The organism is Rhizobium sp. AN6A (assembly GCF_900215635.1).
Lineage (GTDB): Bacteria > Pseudomonadota > Alphaproteobacteria > Rhizobiales > Rhizobiaceae > Agrobacterium > Agrobacterium tumefaciens.
Window position 1 is genome coordinate 1,780,436 of the sequence record NZ_OCNC01000003.1, and the last position, 17,890, is coordinate 1,798,325.

Annotated in this window: 17 protein-coding genes and 1 pseudogene; 7 read left to right on the forward strand and 11 right to left on the reverse strand. The window is 57.2% G+C overall.

Features of this window, described 5'->3' with window-relative positions; all coding sequences use genetic code 11:
- Positions 1–3 precede the first annotated feature (3 nt).
- The 4 genes from CRO62_RS12055 (at position 4) to CRO62_RS12070 (ending at position 4,985) form a co-directional block, all read left to right on the forward strand.
- Positions 4–1,815: an ABC transporter ATP-binding protein gene (locus CRO62_RS12055; RefSeq protein ID WP_097100486.1), complete on the forward strand. Its 1,812-nt coding sequence runs from the start codon at positions 4–6 to the stop codon at positions 1,813–1,815.
- A gap of 239 nt (positions 1,816–2,054) precedes the next feature.
- Positions 2,055–3,509 carry a sensor histidine kinase gene (locus tag CRO62_RS12060; RefSeq protein ID WP_097100304.1) on the forward strand — a complete coding sequence of 485 codons (1,455 nt, stop codon included), beginning with the start codon at positions 2,055–2,057 and terminating at the stop codon, positions 3,507–3,509.
- Positions 3,506–3,943: a response regulator gene (locus CRO62_RS12065; RefSeq protein ID WP_003517744.1), complete on the forward strand. Its 438-nt coding sequence runs from the start codon at positions 3,506–3,508 to the stop codon at positions 3,941–3,943. The genes CRO62_RS12060 and CRO62_RS12065 overlap by 4 nt, the downstream gene beginning before the upstream one ends.
- A gap of 4 nt (positions 3,944–3,947) precedes the next feature.
- Positions 3,948–4,985 (forward strand): sensor histidine kinase, encoded by a 1,038-nt coding sequence (locus CRO62_RS12070; RefSeq protein ID WP_097100305.1) that lies wholly within the window; start codon positions 3,948–3,950, stop codon positions 4,983–4,985.
- A gap of 210 nt (positions 4,986–5,195) precedes the next feature.
- Here the strand turns inward: CRO62_RS12070 and CRO62_RS12075 are convergent, their stop codons facing one another.
- Both CRO62_RS12075 and CRO62_RS12080 read right to left on the reverse strand, forming a co-directional pair.
- Complete coding sequence (locus CRO62_RS12075; protein ID WP_003517740.1) at positions 5,196–5,420, reverse strand: hypothetical protein; 225 nt, start codon at positions 5,418–5,420, stop codon at positions 5,196–5,198.
- A 129-nt stretch (positions 5,421–5,549) separates the two neighbouring features.
- A complete protein-coding gene (locus CRO62_RS12080) occupies positions 5,550–5,759 on the reverse strand; it encodes a cold-shock protein (RefSeq protein ID WP_003517737.1) in 210 nt (69 codons plus the stop codon).
- A gap of 224 nt (positions 5,760–5,983) precedes the next feature.
- On the opposite strand from CRO62_RS12080, the pseudogene CRO62_RS27625 reads away from it, so the two are divergent.
- Positions 5,984–6,189, forward strand: a pseudogene (locus tag CRO62_RS27625) (type II toxin-antitoxin system VapC family toxin); the annotation flags it as partial.
- A 66-nt stretch (positions 6,190–6,255) separates the two neighbouring features.
- Here the strand turns inward: CRO62_RS27625 and CRO62_RS12090 are convergent.
- The 5 genes from CRO62_RS12090 to CRO62_RS12110 all read right to left on the reverse strand — a co-directional run bounded on the left by CRO62_RS12090 (position 6,256) and on the right by CRO62_RS12110 (position 13,278).
- Positions 6,256–8,259 (reverse strand): CocE/NonD family hydrolase, encoded by a 2,004-nt coding sequence (locus CRO62_RS12090; RefSeq protein ID WP_097100307.1) that lies wholly within the window; start codon positions 8,257–8,259, stop codon positions 6,256–6,258.
- 81 nt (positions 8,260–8,340) lie between these two features.
- Positions 8,341–9,954 (reverse strand): ABC transporter ATP-binding protein, encoded by a 1,614-nt coding sequence (locus CRO62_RS12095; protein ID WP_097100308.1) that lies wholly within the window; start codon positions 9,952–9,954, stop codon positions 8,341–8,343.
- The gene (locus CRO62_RS12100) at positions 9,951–10,775 is read right to left on the reverse strand and encodes an ABC transporter permease (protein ID WP_097100309.1); all 825 of its coding nucleotides are present in this window, start codon (positions 10,773–10,775) and stop codon (positions 9,951–9,953) included. Before CRO62_RS12100 ends, CRO62_RS12095 begins: the two co-directional genes overlap by 4 nt.
- Positions 10,772–11,719 (reverse strand): ABC transporter permease, encoded by a 948-nt coding sequence (locus tag CRO62_RS12105; protein WP_097100310.1) that lies wholly within the window; start codon positions 11,717–11,719, stop codon positions 10,772–10,774. Before CRO62_RS12105 ends, CRO62_RS12100 begins: the two co-directional genes overlap by 4 nt.
- Entirely contained in the window at positions 11,719–13,278 is a 1,560-nt protein-coding gene (locus CRO62_RS12110; RefSeq protein WP_097100311.1) for an ABC transporter substrate-binding protein, read from the reverse strand. The genes CRO62_RS12105 and CRO62_RS12110 overlap by 1 nt, the downstream gene beginning before the upstream one ends.
- Before the next feature lie 234 nt (positions 13,279–13,512).
- Here CRO62_RS12110 and CRO62_RS12115 point away from each other — a divergent pair, with 234 nt between their 5' ends.
- The gene (locus tag CRO62_RS12115; protein ID WP_003517727.1) at positions 13,513–13,779 is read left to right on the forward strand and encodes a CBU_0592 family membrane protein; all 267 of its coding nucleotides are present in this window, start codon (positions 13,513–13,515) and stop codon (positions 13,777–13,779) included.
- A 6-nt stretch (positions 13,780–13,785) separates the two neighbouring features.
- Here CRO62_RS12115 and CRO62_RS12120 read toward each other — a convergent pair whose 3' ends face one another.
- Positions 13,786–14,676, reverse strand: a complete 891-nt coding sequence (locus CRO62_RS12120) for a LysR substrate-binding domain-containing protein (RefSeq protein WP_013761341.1) — start codon at positions 14,674–14,676, stop codon at positions 13,786–13,788.
- A 118-nt stretch (positions 14,677–14,794) separates the two neighbouring features.
- On the reverse strand, positions 14,795–15,013 hold the full coding sequence (locus tag CRO62_RS12125) for a hypothetical protein (RefSeq protein ID WP_003517716.1): 219 nt from the start codon (positions 15,011–15,013) through the stop codon (positions 14,795–14,797).
- A gap of 298 nt (positions 15,014–15,311) precedes the next feature.
- Between CRO62_RS12125 and CRO62_RS27630 the strand changes: the two genes are divergently transcribed.
- Positions 15,312–15,638, forward strand: coding sequence for a GCG_CRPN prefix-to-repeats domain-containing protein (locus tag CRO62_RS27630; RefSeq protein ID WP_097100312.1), 327 nt, complete (start codon positions 15,312–15,314; stop codon positions 15,636–15,638).
- Between the two features lie 268 nt (positions 15,639–15,906).
- Here the strand turns inward: CRO62_RS27630 and CRO62_RS12135 are convergent, their stop codons facing one another.
- Together CRO62_RS12135 and CRO62_RS12140 are read right to left on the reverse strand one after the other, a co-directional pair.
- Positions 15,907–16,701: an SDR family oxidoreductase gene (locus CRO62_RS12135; protein ID WP_097100313.1), complete on the reverse strand. Its 795-nt coding sequence runs from the start codon at positions 16,699–16,701 to the stop codon at positions 15,907–15,909.
- Positions 16,702–16,952: 251 nt separating this feature from the next.
- Positions 16,953–17,843: a LysR substrate-binding domain-containing protein gene (locus CRO62_RS12140; protein ID WP_097100314.1), complete on the reverse strand. Its 891-nt coding sequence runs from the start codon at positions 17,841–17,843 to the stop codon at positions 16,953–16,955.
- Positions 17,844–17,890: the final 47 nt, after the last annotated feature.

Below are 17,890 nucleotides of genomic sequence, written 5' to 3' on the forward strand. Positions count from 1 at the left end.
ATCATGAATACGACACCTGTTCTCTCCGTTAGAAACCTGACCACTTCTTTTCTCGTCGATGATGCTTGGAAGAGCGTCGTCCGTAACGTCTCCTTCGATGTCGCTCCGGGCGAAACCGTCGCGATTGTCGGTGAGTCCGGTTCGGGAAAGTCCGTCACCTCGCTGTCCATCATGCGCCTGCTTAGCCCCGCTTTCAGCCGGATTGAGGGTGAAGTTCTCTTGAACGGGCGCAATCTTCTGGCGCTTTCCGAGAAGGACATGCGGGGCGTGCGGGGCAACGACGTCTCGATGATATTTCAGGAGCCTATGACGTCGCTCAATCCGATCTTCACGATCGGCCGCCAGATTTCCGAGGTCCTCATCCGGCACAAGGGCTTTTCGAAGCAGCAGGCAAGGGCGGAGACGGTCCGGCTTCTCGAAAAGGTTCGTATTCCCAACGCGGCCGGTCGCTTCGACGAGTATCCGCATCAGTTTTCCGGTGGCATGCGCCAGCGCGTGATGATCGCAATGGCGCTCGCTTCCCGGCCGAAACTGCTGATCGCCGATGAACCGACGACCGCGCTCGACGTCACCATTCAGGGCCAGATTCTCGATCTGATCAAACTGCTTCAGGAAGAGGAGGGCATGTCGGTCCTCTTCATTACTCATGATATGGGCGTCGTGGCGGAGATCGCCGACCGCACCATTGTCATGTTCCGGGGCGATGAGGTCGAGACCGGACCGACCGGGGATATATTCCAGCGCGGCAAGCATCCCTATACGCGGGCGCTGCTTTCGGCGGTGCCGAAGCTCGGCTCGATGCGCGACCGGCAGTGGCCGACGCGATTTCCGGTCCTCGACATGAAAACCGGCCTGTCGACCGAGCCGGTAGAAGTGGCCGAAACGGTTGCGAGCGGACAGACACCTGTTCTGTCGGTCAAGAACCTCGTGACGCGGTTTCCCATCCGCTCCGGCCTTTTGGCCCGGCAGACGGGTGCGGTCCACGCGGTCGAAAACGTCTCCTTCGATCTGTTTCAGGGGGAGACGCTTGCACTGGTCGGCGAGTCCGGTTGCGGAAAGTCGACGACCGGCCGCTCGATCATGCGTCTTGTCGAACCGACGGCCGGCGAGGTTTCGCTCGATGGTTACGATGTGATGCGGCTCGATACCGTCGGCCTGCGCAATATGCGTAAGTCCGTACAGATGATCTTTCAGGATCCGTTCTCGTCGCTCAATCCGCGCATGACGGTGGGTACGGCGATTTCCGAACCCTTCATCAAGCACAAACTGGGCACTACGAAGCAGGCGAAGGAAAAGACTGCCGATCTCCTCGAAAAGGTTGGTCTAACCGCCGACATGGCGAGCCGCTATCCTCACGAATTTTCCGGCGGCCAGCGCCAGCGCATCGCGATTGCCCGTGCGCTTGCCCTTGATCCGAAGGTCATTGTTGCCGACGAAAGCGTGTCGGCTCTCGATGTTTCGATCAAGGCGCAGGTCTGCAACCTGCTACTCGACCTGCAACAGAGCCTCAATCTCGCCTTCCTCTTCATCTCCCACGATATGGCGGTGGTGGAGCGTGTCAGCCATCGCGTCGCGGTGATGTATCTCGGTGAGATTGTGGAGATCGGTCCGCGCGCTGCCGTCTTCGACAATCCGCAACATGCTTACACGAAGAAACTCATGGCGGCAGTGCCGGTACCCGATCCGGCGCGACGCGGAATAAAGCGCGGCATATCCAACGATGAACTGAAAAGCCCGATACGGCCGATAGGATTTCAAACGCCGACGCGAAACTATAAAACTGTTTCCCCGGGCCACCTGGTTCAGGTGGTTTAAGGCAACTCCGGCATTCCGGATTGAAAACCGTGATGTTTCGTGCCGCTATCCGCTTTTCTGAGCGGAATATTTTTTACAGCCTTGCTCAACGCGCGTCGTCAAAGGTGGTTCCCATATGAATCGAAAATAAAACGTTCGATTCAATGCGCCGCATATTCTAGTTTGCCCGCGAATGAGGTGCATGCCGGGAATTTACAACTGTGATTAGTTTTTCGCCTTTTGCTCAGCGAAGCCTGTTTATGCTCGCTGTGGGTGTTGCAATATTGACCGGAATGGTCGCCACTTCGCTGTGGCTGGTGCAGGTGAACAACCGGTACTCGCAAGAAACAGCCGAGTTGCGCCGCGTGCGGGCAGCCGTTCTCGATATCCTGACGTCGATGCAGGACATTGAAACGGGGCAGAGGGGTTATCTGCTGACCAACAACATCGAGTATCTGAGCCCTTATCAGGAGGCCTTGAGCCTGTTGCCGCAGAGGCAGTCCAGACTTCTCGAAGTGCTGAAGGACCAGAAGCAATACGAGCAGGATCTGACGGATCTCGGTAATGCCGTCGCCAACAAGCTGGCTGAAACCCAGGAAACCATCGATCTGCAAAAAGCCGGACGCATCACCGAGGCAGTCGAAGTCGTCCGTGAGAATGACGGCAAACGATTCATGAACGAAATCAGGGCGATCTTGTCGAAGCTGCAATCGCAGACCGACGATCGGCTCCGCATCATCGTCGGAGACCAACTTGGCGCCGCCAATACATTGCAATGGGTCACGCTCGGCGGCACGCTGGCGATCCTGCTTGTTGTCGGCGGTTCAATCTTTCTGGTCTTCACATATATCCGTGCGTTGAACCGGTCTCGGGAAGATGTTGACGAGCTAAATCGCCATCTGGAGGAGCGGGTTGAGGAAAGAACCCGTGATCTTCGCAGCGCCAATCAGGAAATTCAGCGCTTCGCCTATATCGTCACGCATGATTTGCGTGCGCCGCTCGTTAATATCATGGGGTTCCTCTCCGAATTCGATACGTCCCTGAAGCCGGTCAGCGCCTATGTGCTCGCAGACGGCAAAATGCCTTCCGATGACGTGGTTCGGGATGCCAGACTGGCTGTCGAGGAGGATCTTCCCGAGGCGATCAGTTTCATCCGCTCTTCGACACGCAAGATGGACCAGTTGATCAATGCGATCTTGAAGATATCCCGTGATGGTCAGCGAAAGCTGCAACCGGAAAAGGTCGACATAGAGACATTACTGTCATCGCTCTCCGAGACGGTTCGCCACCAGATCAATGCCAATGGCGGCGAGATCAATGTCGAGACATCAAAGCTGACAGTCGTGACGGATCGCATCTCTCTCGACCAGATTCTTGGCAATCTTTTCGACAATGCGGTGAAATACCAGTTGCCGGGACGACCGCTGCGATTGACTGCCCGCGCTTATCCGTCCGGGCGAGGTGCCATCAGCATCGAAGTCAGCGACAACGGGCGCGGCATCGGCCAGCATGATCTGGAACGGGTGTTCGAACTCTTTCGCCGCGCCGGTGATCAGGATCAGCCGGGGGAAGGCATCGGCCTTGCCCATGTTCGGTCGCTAATAAGAAGTTTAGGAGGAGACATTAAGGTGAGTTCCGAACTTGGCAAAGGCAGTACATTTACGTTGCTGCTGCCGAGCGATCTCAGAAAAGTGACGAAAGAAGGCGAAAAATGAAGGCAACCGGTCAAGAGGTAACGATCATTATGATCGAGGATGACGAAGGTCATGCTCGGCTGATCGAGAAGAACGTGCGTCGCGCAGGTGTGAATAACGAGATCATGCCCTTTACGCTCGGTGCAAAGGCACTCGACTACATCCTCGGTGAAAACCGCGATGGCGTTGTCAGCAAAGATCGATATCTTCTCGTTTTGCTCGATCTTAACCTCCCTGATATGTCGGGTATCCGAATTCTCGAGGAGATCAAGAGTAACGAATATACGCGCCGTTTGCCGGTGGTCGTTTTGACGACGACGGATGACGAAACCGAGATTCAGAAATGTTATGACCTTGGTGCAAATGTCTATATAACCAAGCCGGTCGACTACGAAGGCTTTGCGAGTGCGATAAAGAACCTCGGCCTGTTCTTCTCCGTAATTCAAGTACCTTGAAGGCATGATGGCATTGCGCGTTTTGTATGTTGATGATGATCCGGCTCTGGCGCGGCTTTCCAGTCGGATCCTTGGTCGTCACGGAATGGAGGTGGTCCATGCCGCATCCGTGGCGTCCGGGCTCAAGATGTTTCAAGACGAGCAGTTCGATATCGTCGTTCTGGACCATTACTTCCAGACATCGACGGGAATGGAGTTCCTTGCCGCGATTCAGTCGTTGCCGGGGCGGGTTCCCGTTCTTTATGTAACGGGATCGAACGAAGCCCAGATCGCGATCGACGCCCTCAAGGCGGGCGCCGCCGACTACGTCATAAAGAATGTCGGCGACGACTTTTTCCCGCTGTTGCTTACGGCTATCGATCAGTCGCTGGAAAACCATCGTCTGCGTCAGACGAAGGAGGAATCCGACCGGTTGCTGGTGAAGGCCAAGGAACATGCGGAAATGATGGTGAAGGAGATGAACCATCGGGTCGCCAACAGCCTCTCGCTGGTATCCGCCATGATTCGCCTGCAGATAAACACCATCAAGTCTGAGGAAGCCGAAGTCGCCTTGCTGGAAACCCAAAGCAGGATTTCGGCGATCGCCGGCGTTCACCGCAGCCTTTACAATACCGACAATATAGGTTTGGTATCGCTCAATTCGTATCTGACGTCGATCATCGATGGGTTGTTTCAGGCGGTTCCCGGATCTTCGTCCATTACCGTCGAGACATCGCTTTGTGACATCAGCCTCAAGGCAGACCATGCCGTAGCTCTGGGTGTCATCATCACCGAGCTGCTGACCAACGCACTGAAGTACGCCTATCCAGATCAATCCGGCACGGTCCGTGTCGCACTTTCGGAAGAAAATCGGCAATTTGTTCTCGTTGTCGAAGACGATGGTGTCGGTTCAAAGCCCGACGCATCTCCGCGTGGTACTGGCCTCGGAACAAAGCTGATTATGGCGATGGCTCAGAACATTGGTGCTCGTGTCGAGCAAACGCATACGCACCCGGAACAGGCCAAGGGAACGCGTTACACGATGACCTGGAGCGAGACGTAAACGCCGATAGCTTCGGTGTTTAAAAATAATTCTAATTTAGTGATTTAATATAACTGGCGCCGCGCTTGGGCAGATGGAACGTAAGCTTGCCTGGGAGTTGACAGGCATGCAACAGCTCAAGGCCCGGCGTCTGTAAATACCGGGATGGTCAGGAAGCCGTCTGATGCGAATTGGCTTCAGGCACCTGTTCTGACGATGCCGTCAAAACCATCATCGTGCACGGGCACGCTTGGCAAGAAGAGCGGATGTCGCAGAAATGCGATCAGACTGTTCCTTTGCAAGACGTGCTTCCCGCAGCCGCAAGGTCTTGGCGTCGCGGGATTGCGTGATCGAATCAAGCTCGTCGAGCGCTTTGTCTTTTGCGAAGAACGGCGTCTGGATGTTGCTGAAGGCAACCTCGGCCTTCTGGCGCGAGATACTGTATTTTTCTGTCATGGGTGTTCCGGTGATAAGGCTCGGCATGCGAGCGGAAAACAAAAGGCCAGGCAATTTGCCTGGCCTTGATTGGTTCGGGGTGCTTCCGGCAGTGCCAGTACATCCGTGGTCAAAGGGAAGCAAAACCCGTTAGGCAGCCTGCAGATTGCAGGCCGACATTTTGCCGGACTTGTTGTCGCGTTCCAGGTCGAAGCCGATCTTCTGGCCTTCGACGAGTTCGCGCATACCAGCCCGCTCAACGGCGGAGATATGAACGAAGGCATCTGTGCCGCCGTTGTCAGGCTGAATGAAGCCGAAGCCTTTAGTGGAATTAAACCATTTAACTGTGCCAGTGGTCATGATGAACCCTTTCATAGCGATAGAGGACCCACAGCACTAAAAAGCGCTGCGAACATTGATAGCGATTTTGAAAGGAAAGGTTCGTTCAGAACGCGGTGCCAATCGCGCAACAAGCAAAGCTAAGCAAGCAAATTCGATGGTTCGTTATAGCGTGCTTGCACGGTTGCGTCAACTATTAGTTTTTTTAATTTTTGCGTCTCGACAAAAAGTTGTGCTTGGCCATCCCTTTTACTCGCTCTGCATTGTTTTTAGCGGGAAGGTCTTCACGCAGTATCGCCGTGTGGGCGGATCCCGCACAGGAGTTTTGCCAGACTTTTTTATTGGGGCTCATGCTGCGGTTCAAGGTCTCCCGCTTCTGACACGAGACGTAGGCCGATATCGATCCTGTTTCCCAACCGTGACATTGATCGCTCCTGAACAGGAAAGCTGACAGATACGGTACCGAGACAATGGCATGTTTTAGGCCCCCGCAAATAGCTGCAGGGGCCATGCAACATCAGATGAGGTCGCGTTTGTAGCGCTCATCCCACTTCCGGGTTTTGACGAGGCTGCCATTTTCGAGTGCCGAAAGTTCTCCGGTCAGGTAGAAATTCTCCCTGTCGGAGCGCATCTCGGTGCGGCTCTCGATCTTGATGCGCCACCCATCGCGGCCAATTTCATATGTCTGGGTGAGGACGTATTTCGCGGAGAGGGGATCTCCGTCGCGAATGGTCAATTCACGCCGCAGGCTATGGCTGAGTTCGGTGTCGATGTCGTCAAACCGCAACATGCCCTCGCCGAACAAGCCGCCCACGCCTTCCGTGACATAGGTGTTGATACCCGTCTCATGGTCCTGTTCGGTCCAGCGGCGGACCGTGCCGGGATCGACCTGCGTCATGGGTGTCGATGGGCCGTGGGCAGGGGCCTCGAAACGCACAGGCTTGTCGTCACCGGTGGCACGCACGGGCAGGTCAAGCGCGCTTTCTGCAACGGAAACGCTGATCGTCGCATCGTAAGGCGATGTCCATACCATCGGCCAGTAGGCCGTGGCGATGGCGAGTTGCAGCCGGTGCCCTTTGGCAAAACGATAACCGCAGTCATTGAGCTTGATTGCGACATCGTAAAATTTGCCGGGTTCCAACGCTTCCGGATTTTCGTGGCTATCGCGGTGGGTCAGGTTGAAAACCTGATAACTGACACGTGTGACACGGCCATCCGGCAAGACGTCGTTGAGGCGCAGTGAAATCTGCGCGACAGGGCAATCTGCGGCAATGCGCAGACGCGCTACCGGCGCACCGAGAATATCGAAATCCTCTTCCATCAAGGCGGTTTCGAAAACGAGCGCGCCACCGTTGTCGAGCCGCTGATCGGTTGGATGTTCGCCGGGGCATCCGGTCGCCATCCATTCCCCGCCCGCCTTGCCGTGGCTTTGCGGCGAACGAATGCTGAGAATTGCCGGTTCGCCTGCCGTATCGCGCAGTTCCTTCGCTGCACCGGGGTAAAGTGAGCGGGTTGCAATTTCAGGCGAAGGCCATGTTGTTTCGCCCACCCAGCGGCCTTGCGTCGTCGTTCGCGTGCCGGTCGGTTCGATTGTGTCGCTGACGAAGGCGCGCAGCATCGGCTCGTCCATGACGCCGGTGTCCTTGCCTTTCAGCCAATGGTCCCACCAGCGCATTGCTTCCTGCAGGAAGCCAATTGCGGGACCGGGAACACCATCTTGGGGGTAGATATGGCCCCACGGACCGATGATGCCGCGACGCGGGACCTGAAGGTTTTCGAGAAGACGTGGGACGGCATTGGTATAGCTGTCCGCCCATGCGCCGATGGCAAGGACCGGGCATTCAATGGCGCTCCAGTCTTCGCAGACCGAGCCGTGTTTCCAGTAATCGTCGTAACGTTGGTGTTCCAGCCAGAGTGCGGGAAAGAAGGGGAGCTTCTCCAGGCGGTCGATCCAGCTGTCGCGCCACGTGTCGCCGACGATCTCCGGATCGAGCGGACGGCTCTGATAAGCAAGCATGATGGTGCCCCACCACAGATTGTCGTTCAGCAGCAGGCCGCCCATGTAGTGAATGTCGTCGGTATAACGGTTGTCGGTCGAATAGGCGGTGATGACGGCTTTCAGTGCCGGCGGGCGGCGGGCGGCGACCTGCAGGCCGTTGAAGCCGCCCCAGCTCTTACCCATCATGCCGACATTGCCGCTGCACCACGGCTGGCGGGAAACCCAGTCGATCACTTCGAGTGCGTCGTCCTGTTCCTGCTTCAGATATTCGTCCGCCATGTGGCCATCGGATTCGCCTGTGCCGCGCATGTCCACGCGAATTGCGGCATATCCCTGGCTGGCAAAATAGCCGTGCATTGGCTCGTCGCGCCCGCGGGTTCCGTCTCGCTTGCGATAGGGAATATACTCGAGAATGGCGGGAACCGGCGATTGTTCCGCGCCCTCCGGCAGCCAAAGGCGAGCACCAAGGCGCACGCCATCGCTCATGGGAATCCAGATATGTTCTTCAACACGTATTGTCATTGGGGGTATTCCAGTCGGGTCATTTGAAGCGAGCATCGCTTTACCGGGAGACAACAATGAAAGAGTGAACCGCCCCGCAGATCATGCGGCGGGGAGGCCACGTTTTGCCAGCACACCATCCAGCCAGTCGCGCCGCAGTTCGGGGACCGAGGTTATGAGCTGTTCGGTATAGGGTTGGTAAGGAGGTGCAAAAACCTCCTTGGTCGTGCCGGTTTCGACAATGCGGCCATGCTGCATGACCATCGTCCTGTCGGCGAGCCGGCGAACGACGCCGAGGTCATGGGTTATGAACAGATAGGAGACGCCCAGTTCATCCTGCAACGAGCGCAACAGTCTGAGAATTTCTTCCGCCACGAGAGGATCAAGTGCCGATGTCACCTCGTCGCAGATGATAAGATCGGGTCTTGCGGCAAGTGCGCGTGCGATACACACGCGCTGCTTCTGCCCCCCGGAAAGCGCTTTTGGCAGGCGCTCTGCAAACTCCCGGGGCAGACCGATCAGGTCCAGCAACCGGTTCACCTCGGAGGCGCGCTCATCTTCATTCATTCCGAAATAGAACGACATGGGTCGGCCGATGATCTCGCCGACGGTGTGGCGTGGATTGAGCGCCACATCCGGAAGCTGGTAGACGAGCTGGATACGGCGCAGATCTTCGCGGGAACGCCTGGAGTACTTGTCCGCAAGCCGGTGTCCAGCCAGCGAAACGACACCGGAAGATTGCGGCGGCAACCCGGCGATAACCCTGGCCAAAGTGGATTTTCCCGAACCGGATTCACCCACGACTGCCAGTGTTTCGCCCTTTCGGATTTCGCAGTGAACGTTGTCCAGCACCTTCTTGCGACCGTAGTAGGCGGTGACGTCACGCGCTTCGAGCAGGATTTCACCACCCCTGTTCTGGACGGATTCGCCGGACATGCTGGCTTGGCGTTCGGAAACAAGACGGCGCGTATAGTCTTCCTGCGGGTGCTCGAGAATATCCTCGGCAGAACCGGCCTCCACCTTTTTGCCATGGCGCAAGACCATGATGCTGTCTGCAATTTGCGCGACGACGGCAAGGTCATGCGTGATGTAGAGGGCGGCGGTATCGTAGCGCTGGATGAGACTGCGGAGCAGGGCCAGAACCTCTATCTGCGTGGTGACATCGAGTGCCGTGGTAGGTTCGTCCAGCACGAGTATGTCAGGGCGGCATGACATCGCCATGGCCACCATCGCGCGCTGTAACTGCCCACCGGAGACCTGATGCGGGTAACGGTCGCCGAAATTCTGATAATCGGGAAGTTGCAGCGCCTGCAGCAGTTCCAGCATCCAGGCTTCAGCTTCCCGCCGGTTCATGACGCCGTGGTAAAGCGGTCCCTCGATAATCTGTTCGCCAATCTTCATGGCAGGGTTGAACGCCGCAGCTGCACTTTGCGCCACATAGGCGATGCGCGCACCGCGCGCCGCCTCACGACCGGCGCGATCGACCGTCATCAGCGAAACGCCGTTCACGACGATTTCTCCACCAACGATGCGGCAACCGTTTCGGCCATATCCCATGGCGGCAAGCCCGATGGTGGATTTACCGGCGCCGGATTCACCGATCAGCCCTTTGACCTCACCGCGCTTGAGATCCAGATCGATACCATCAACCAGAATGGCTCCATTCGGTGCGGCAACTTTCAGGCCGCGAATTTGCAGGACCTCATTGTTACTCATCGGTCTGCTCCCTGAATTGCGCTGCGGCCGGCCAGCAGCCAGTCTACGACGAGATTGACGCCGATGGTGAGAACGGCGATGGCAGCGGCCGGATAAAGCGGTGCGTAGAGGCCGTAAAGAATGGCCTGCTGGTTGTCCTTCACCATGCCGCCCCAGTCTGCGAAAGGCGGCTGAACGCCAAGCCCGAGAAAGGACAGACCGGCCACGAACAGAAAGGTGAAGCAGAAACGCAGGCCGAATTCCGCAATGAGCGGCGGCAGCGCATTGGGCAGTATCTCCCTGAACACCAGCCAGATCAGGCCTTCTCCGCGCAGGCGCGCGGTCTCGGCATATTCCAGCACATTCACGCCCTGGGCGACAATGCGCGCCAGACGGAAGACGCGGGTGGAATCCAGAAGCGCAATGGTCACTATCAGCACGGGGATGGACGAGCCTAGCGCCTGCAGCACGACAAGAGCCGAGATCAGCACTGGAATACACATGACAGTGTCGACGATGCGCGAAAGAACCATATCGATCCAGCCGCCGAAGATGGCCGCGATGAAACCAAGCGTGATCCCGATTGTGAAGGAGAGCAGGGACGCCGCCAGCGAAACGCCGATGGAGATTTGCGCACCGGCCAAAAGGCGCGACAGCATATCGCGTCCGTTCTGATCAAGGCCAAACCAGTGCATTGCCGAAGGCGGATCGAAAGGCGAACCGACGATCTCCTCCTGCCCGAAAGGCGCAATATGCGGACCGGCTGCGAACAGGACGATGTTGACCGAAATGATGAAAAGACCGACCCATGCGGTTGGGGTGATGGTGCGGAGCATTTTCATCGGGGGTGCCTCAGGCGCGGGTTAAGCGCAATTGCCGACACATCGGCAATGATGTTTAGAATGACGTAGGTTGCGCCGAAAACGAGGGCTGCCGCCTGTACCAACGGAAGGTCCCGCTTCGAAACGGCATCGACCATGAAACGGCCAAGGCCGTTATAGTTGAACACGGCCTCTACCAGCACCACACCGGTGATGAGATAGGCGATGTTGAACGATACGACGTTGACGATCGGGGCCGCGGCGTTGGGAAGCGCGTGGCGGAGAACCACGCGTTTGGTCCGCAATCCCTTGAGATAGGCTGTTTCGACATAGGCCTGATCCATGACCGCAAGAACGGCGGTACGGGTCATGCGCAGCATCTGCGCCACAGTCACCAGAACCAGCGTCAGAGCAGGAAGCGTGGTGGCTTTCAGCCAATCCGCAAAGCCCATGCCCGGATAAGTGTCGGCAAGGCTCGGCAAAAGATTGTACTGCACGGACACGAAAAGGATCAGCAACAGGCCCAGAAAATATTCCGGAAGTGAAACAAAGCCCAGCGCAACGATGTTGACAGCCCGATCGAACAGGCTGCCGCGCCAGATGGCACTGAACAGACCCAGAAGCACGGCAACCGGAACGGACACGGCGGCGGCATAAAGCGCCAGCGCCATGGTGTTCCAGAACCGCGGCCATAAGAGAGCTGCAACGGGCTGGTGGTTTGCCAGCGAATTTCCAAGGTCGCCGGTCACGAAACCGCCGAGCCAGGAAAGATAACGTTGCAGAAGGGGCTGCTCCAGACCGAGATCGGCGCGCAGCACGGCGAGAGATTCAGGCGTCGCATTCTGTCCGAGTATTGCCGACGCCACATCTCCGGGAAGAAGCTGAGTGCCGGCGAAAATAAGCGCCGACACCAGCAGAAGCGTCAAAATACCCAAAGCAATGCGCTTCAGGATAAGCTTAGTCATTATGCGTCCAACCAGACCTTTTCAGCGAGACGGGCACCCATGAAGTTGAACATCGGATGCGTGGTCACGCCCTTCAGTTTCTTGGATGTCGCATCCAGATAATCTCCGAACATCGGGATCATGGCGCCGCCCTCATTGGAGATGAGCGCCTGAAGCTCGGCATAGATTTCCTTGCGCTTCGCATCGTCGAGAAGTGCACGCGCCTCGATGAGTTTCCTGTCGAAGTTTTCGTTCTTCCAGTGCGTATCATTTTGCGCCGAGGTGGACTGGTAAGCGATGGTCAGCATCTGGTCTGCCGTCGGGCGTCCGCCCCAGTATGACATGCAGAATGGAGCTTTCATCCAGACATTGTCCCAGTAGCCATCGGCGGGTTCGCGCTTGATCGAAACATCGATGCCGCCCTTGGCCGCACTCGTGCGGAAAATCGCCGCTGCATCCACAGCGCCGGAGAAGGCGGCGTCGGAAGCGGAAATCTCTACCTTGAGCGTATCGAGGCCAGCCTGCTTCAGATAGAACTTCGCCTTCTCGGGGTCGTAGGGACGCTGCGCCAGATCCGCATAAAAGCGGTCAGAGCTCGGGATCGGATGATCGTTCCCGATGCGGCCGTAGCCACGCAGCGCGGTTTTCAAAAGCTGCTCGCGGTCGATGGCGTGCTTGATGGCAAGGCGGATATTGTTGTCCTTGTATGGCGCCTGCGTGCAATCCATCAGGAATGTGAAGTGCTGGCCGCCAGCCGATTGGACGATGTTGAGGTTGGGGTTACGGCGCAGCAGGTCTACTGTCTTGAAGTCGAGCTGGTTGATCGCATGGACCTGACCCGACATCATGGCATTGGTGCGTGCGGCGATATCGTTGATGACGATGACTTCCACGGCGTCAACGTGAGCGGCATTCGGCTTCCAGTAATTCGGATTACGGGTAAAGCGCGAACGAACGCCCGGATCGTAGCTTTCGAACACGAATGGCCCGGTGCCGACAGGTTTGCTGAAATCCGTCCAGCCTTCGGGCACAACGAGGAAATGGTAGTCGGACAGGATGTAAGGAAGGTCGGCATTGCCGCTTTCGAGGACGATCTTGACCTCGGTGTCGGAAAGCTTGTCGACGCTCTTGAGCGCAGACGCGACCGAGCGTGCCGCAGAGGTGGTTTCGCCACGGTGCAGGTTGATGGAGTAGATGACGTCTTCCACCGTCAGGGTCTTGCCGTTGTGGAAGGTGACACCCTGACGCAGCTTGAAGACCCACTCCACGGCGCCGGGCTGCGCTTCCCAGCTTTCGAACAATTCAGGCACAGCGTGATTGCTGGCATCGATCTCGACAAGGCCGTTCATGATCATGAAGGCCTGATTGACCGGCACCCAGTCTTTCAGGATGCGGGGATCGAGGTTATCCGTGGTGCTGCCGCCGCCGATACCCAATTTCAAAACGCCACCCTTCTTCGGTGTGTCCGCGCCTTGCGCACTGGCGTCTGTGATGAAACCGGCAGAAAGCGCCGCGAGGCTGGCCGCGCCGGCAAGAAAATGCCGCCGGTCGAGCGAGAAGGAAAAGGGGGAGGATGTCATGTTTGGGTTCCCTGTTTTTTATCGGGGCCGGACGAGGCGCGGCTGGCAGTGGCGTATCGTACTCGACGGTTCGGCACTAGATACCGATGCGCGCAGGGGGGTATGATTTTTGCGCATGGGGTCATGAAATCTGAGCGCATCCGGTTATCTGCGAAGCGGAGTAAAGGGATGCGCCGGAGCGGGTCCGGTGTAGCAGGCGCTCGCCGGGCGGGCGTGTTTATGGAGTGGATACAAATGGGGCTAGCGGATCTTGTCGGCCTTGCAGGAGCGTTTTTTTATCTCTTCGCCTATGCCCTGTTGCAGCTACGACTTCTGACGATAGAAGACTGGCGCTACACTCTCTTAAACGTTCTGGGTGGCGTGTTTCTGATCTACTCGCTGATATGGAATTTCAACCTCGGCTCGCTGATTTCACAGGTCGCCTGGCTGCTGTTCACCATCATCGGGTACGCGCGGTTTCTCCTGGACCGGCGCCGCAAGACACCTCCTGCGCAGGCATGACGGGTTTCAGCGCGCGGTTTTATGGTTGTCTGCAATCAGCCAATCGGAAACCTCGCGCACAATTTTACGCTGGTGGCGATCTGCCGGTCGCATCAGGTAAAATTTGCCTTCCGAGCGCATGGCATGGGAATGCACAGGAACGAGCGCTCCGCTATCCAGTTGGTCGCGGATGAGCCAGGTCCACCCAAGCGTTGCACCAAGCCCCTGCGATGCCGCCGCGACGCAGAGGCCATAGTCTCCGAGTTTCCACTGGATTGCATCCTGTGGCGGCAACAGGTGTGATGAGCGCCACCAGTCGCTCCAATCCTGCCATTCCCGCATCGAATCTTCGATGGAGATCAAAACCGGTGCCCTCTGCTCCATAAGATTGGTCATGCCGCGGGCAGAAACGGGGACGACCTCCTCCTGGCCGAGTTCCGATAGCCAGACGCCAATCGGTCTTTCCTTGCGATAGAAAATAGCCAGGTCGAATTCATCCAGACGCAGATGTGCCACATCGTCAGTTACCCGCACCCGCAATTCGATGCCGGGAATATCGCGTTTCAGTTTCTGCAGGCGAGGCATGAACCATTGATCCGCAATCCCGCGAGAGCAGGCGATGGTGATTTGGCTGGCGCCGGTCCACGAGCGGACGCCGTCCGTGACACTTGCGATGTCGAGGATCAGCCGCGATATATCGATCGAGTAGTTTTCGCCGATGGTTGTCAGTCGCACGCCCGTCGGCACGCGCTCGAAAAGCTTGGAGCCAATGAACGCTTCCAGCTTGCCGATCTGCCGGCTGACGGCGCTCTGCGTCAGGCCAAGCTCGTTGCCCGCGCGGGAGAAGCTGCCCAAACGGGACGCGGCCTCAAAAACAACAAGCGCCTCCAGCGGCGGCAATCTAAAAGACGGTTGCATTCAGGTTCCTAAAAACAGAGTTTGCGATCCGATACACCGCCGCCGCAAACTCTTCAATTTTTTTGGGATTCCATGCTGCGCTCAGGCTTTGCCACTAGAGCCTGTCTGTTACCCAAGACTAGGGCTGACGGTCCGGCATTATCAGCCAGAACAGTTGCACGAGGTCGCGCCAGGTTCGAGCCAGATCCTCGGCCGTCGATGTCAGTTCCCTGTATATATAGATGCCCGCAAGCGTGAGAACGGCTGCAAGCGTTAGAACGGCCAACAGCACCCAAGGCCAGATGAGGCGTTTGCTCTTTGGCTTTGGTTCGGGCTTTGTGTCCAGATTGGGGTTCAATCACCGTCTCCTCATTCGCTTGAGGACTATGACGAAAACCGCGGGACTGCAACCGGAGGGGATACATCCCGTCCCGTCAACCCACTGGCACATAAAAGAATAACAGGTCTGCATTGACTGGGGCGGGGCAGTGAGCCACGCCGCTTTGACGCCGCTTCACCCTTTCGCAGCGATCGGAACGCGAAGTCGGCATCTGCCACAATTGTGGAGTTTTTGCCACGAAAACATCAAGATTCATTCAGCCACAGTTCACCGGCAAGGGCGCTAAATCCCTCCATCCCGGAAGGAGGGAGATGAAATGCGTAAGATGATTTTAAGCGCTGGAATAATTCTCGGTGCCCTGTTCGGCAGTGGCGCGAACGCGATGCCTGTCGGTCAACCGGCCGCACCCCTGGCATCCAACGTTCAAAGTGTGGACTATGCTTGCGGACGCGGCTTTCATCTATCGCCGCGCGGATATTGCCGGCCCAATGGACCGCCGAGATATGAGCGCGGCTGGGACAGACGTGATCGCTGGGAAGGCCGTAGGGAGTGGCGTGAACGTCAGGCCCGCAGAGAATGGCGCGAGCGCAGAGATTGGCGCGAACATCGCGAATGGCGAGACCGTCGCGACTATCGATGGTAATGAACACAGGCCCTCTCCGAACCGGGAGGGCCTTTTCCATTTCTGTGCGTCTTGAGTTTTTAGCGACGATCATCAACGCATAGATTGATCGGTTTGACCCAATTGCCGTCATCAATCATTTGGGCCGAACTCTTCCCGAATGATCCAAGGTTTTGACACGTTTGCCGGGAGTGCCACAGAACTGGTCGGTGGAAGTTCGACCTTTACTATCTTTCATCATAATGGTTGCAATGGACCAAGAGGTGCGGTCGTCCCATAGCCCTTTGTTCTAGTTTCCAGGTGCTGCGGCTGATCCTGCAAGAATGCCGCCATCGATGTTCAGTTCGGCCCCAGTCATATAAGTTGCCTCGTCCGATGCGAGCAGGACTGCGAGCGCGGCGACCTCCTCGGCCCTGCCAAAGCGTTGCATGGGCGTTTCTTTGACCAGCGCGGCTTCACGATCTTTGCGATCCGGGCCGTTTCCCAACATCGGCTCCCACATCGGTGTCATCACGGCCGCAGGGTGAATTGAGTTGCACCGGATGTTCAAGCCCTGACCGGCGCAGTAGAGGGCCACGCTCTTGGTGTGGTTGCGGACGGCGGCCTTGGATGAGGCGTAGGCCGCTGCCATTGGAATTCCGACAAGCCCTGAGCGTGAGGAAATGTTGATAATCGACCCCGCACCATTTGCTCGCATGGCGCGGATGGCATAACGGCAGCCCAGAAAGGTGCCATCCAGGTTGACCGCATGGACCTTGTGCCAATCAGCAAGTTGGGAATTTTCTGGATCATGGGCAGGCGGGCCCCCTTCGAATGGTCCTTCAAAGCCGGTTATTCCCGCATTGTTGACGACGACGTCCATCTTGGGAAACTGATTGGCAATTTCCGTCCAGTCTGCTTCGCATGCGACGTCGAGACGGACAAACCTCCCGCCGATTGAGCCTGCGGTCAACAAGCCGCCATCCACGTCTATATCGGTAACGATGACCTGTGCCCCCTCGTCAGCAAACGCTTGGGCGATAGCCGCACCAATTCCGCGCGCCGCGCCGGTCACGAGTGCGGTCTTTCCAGAAAGTCTGGGCATGAATGTTCCTTTGATGCAAATGCTGAGCTAGACAACGCGTCGTTTTGAAAAGACTGCGCTGTCATCGACGTAAGTCCGGATTATCGGCGATCTTTGTCCATGGTCATAAACTCCTCATCAGCATCCTTTATTTACCCACCACCGTCTTATTGGTCAAGAAATGCAACGTAGTAGTCCGCCTATGGCTTCAATGGACGAACGCCACCGGCGCGCATAAGCCCGTCGGCATCTGTCATGCGCAGATACTCCAGTCAGGTTTCGACAAACAGCTTTTCGATCGCAAAATCGATGAAAGCGCGCAGCCGCGGCGCCATGAAGCGGGCTGATGGCCAGACAATTGAAAACTGGCCTGGTGCGGCGAGATGTTCGTTCAGGACCGTCTCGAGCAGGCCATCCCTGATGGCGTCCGTCGCCAGGAATTCAGGCATGTAAGCGAGCCCCATCCCGTCAATCGCCGCCGCCCTTATCGCCTCCATATTACCGCAGGTGAGGGCGATACGCATGCTCGACAGGGGGTTGTCGCCGTTTTCCAGCAGCCATTCCTGAAACCTGCCGGAGGTCGGAAAGCGGAAGCGCAATGCATCATGCTCTGGCAATTGGCTGGGGTGCAGGGGCGTGCCCATTCGTTGAAAATAGTCCGGCGACGCGCATAAAATGAAGCGGAATGGACCAAGACGCCGCGCTATCAGGCTGGAATCATCAAGCTCGCCACTGCGGATTGCAGCATCAAAGCCGCCCTCGATCAGATCGATGCGCCTGTCGTTAAAGTCGAGTTCCAGGTCGATATCGGGATAACGCCGGCGAAATTCAGGCACGATCGGCAGCAGAAAGCGGTATCCGATTGTCGGAAGCGTCACGCGCAGACTGCCGCGAGGCAGGGCCAGATTGTCCGTGACTGCTTCATGTGCGTCGCGCAGATCGGTCAGGATGGACCGATACCGCTCAAACAGCATTGCCCCTTCATTGGTCAGGGAGACCTGCCGGGTGGTACGGTTGAACAGCCGTACGCCCAGAGATGCCTCCAGTCGGGCAACGCTCTTTCCGACAGCAGAAGGTGACAGCCCCAGGCTCTGCCCGGCCTTGGCAAAATTCAGCCTTTCGGCAACCCGGACGAAGGCATCGATCTCGCTCAACTTATCCATTGTCACTGATTAGAGAATTTTAATCCGCAATGAAAGGCCTGTGAGGC

Excerpts from the sequence above, each read along its gene's own strand:
- CRO62_RS12055 (WP_097100486.1), top strand. The coding sequence starts at position 4 with ATGAATACGACACCTGTTCTCTCCGTTAGAAACCTGACCACTTCTTTT.
- CRO62_RS12060 (WP_097100304.1), top strand. The coding sequence starts at position 2,055 with ATGCTCGCTGTGGGTGTTGCAATATTGACCGGAATGGTCGCCACTTCG.
- CRO62_RS12065 (WP_003517744.1), top strand. The coding sequence starts at position 3,506 with ATGAAGGCAACCGGTCAAGAGGTAACGATCATTATGATCGAGGATGAC.
- CRO62_RS12070 (WP_097100305.1), top strand. The coding sequence starts at position 3,948 with ATGATGGCATTGCGCGTTTTGTATGTTGATGATGATCCGGCTCTGGCG.
- CRO62_RS12075 (WP_003517740.1), bottom strand. The coding sequence starts at position 5,420 with ATGACAGAAAAATACAGTATCTCGCGCCAGAAGGCCGAGGTTGCCTTC.
- CRO62_RS12080 (WP_003517737.1), bottom strand. The coding sequence starts at position 5,759 with ATGACCACTGGCACAGTTAAATGGTTTAATTCCACTAAAGGCTTCGGC.
- CRO62_RS12090 (WP_097100307.1), bottom strand. The coding sequence starts at position 8,259 with ATGACAATACGTGTTGAAGAACATATCTGGATTCCCATGAGCGATGGC.
- CRO62_RS12095 (WP_097100308.1), bottom strand. The coding sequence starts at position 9,954 with ATGAGTAACAATGAGGTCCTGCAAATTCGCGGCCTGAAAGTTGCCGCA.
- CRO62_RS12100 (WP_097100309.1), bottom strand. The coding sequence starts at position 10,775 with ATGAAAATGCTCCGCACCATCACCCCAACCGCATGGGTCGGTCTTTTC.
- CRO62_RS12105 (WP_097100310.1), bottom strand. The coding sequence starts at position 11,719 with ATGACTAAGCTTATCCTGAAGCGCATTGCTTTGGGTATTTTGACGCTT.
- CRO62_RS12110 (WP_097100311.1), bottom strand. The coding sequence starts at position 13,278 with ATGACATCCTCCCCCTTTTCCTTCTCGCTCGACCGGCGGCATTTTCTT.
- CRO62_RS12115 (WP_003517727.1), top strand. The coding sequence starts at position 13,513 with ATGGGGCTAGCGGATCTTGTCGGCCTTGCAGGAGCGTTTTTTTATCTC.
- CRO62_RS12120 (WP_013761341.1), bottom strand. The coding sequence starts at position 14,676 with ATGCAACCGTCTTTTAGATTGCCGCCGCTGGAGGCGCTTGTTGTTTTT.
- CRO62_RS27630 (WP_097100312.1), top strand. The coding sequence starts at position 15,312 with ATGCGTAAGATGATTTTAAGCGCTGGAATAATTCTCGGTGCCCTGTTC.
- CRO62_RS12135 (WP_097100313.1), bottom strand. The coding sequence starts at position 16,701 with ATGCCCAGACTTTCTGGAAAGACCGCACTCGTGACCGGCGCGGCGCGC.
- CRO62_RS12140 (WP_097100314.1), bottom strand. The coding sequence starts at position 17,843 with ATGGATAAGTTGAGCGAGATCGATGCCTTCGTCCGGGTTGCCGAAAGG.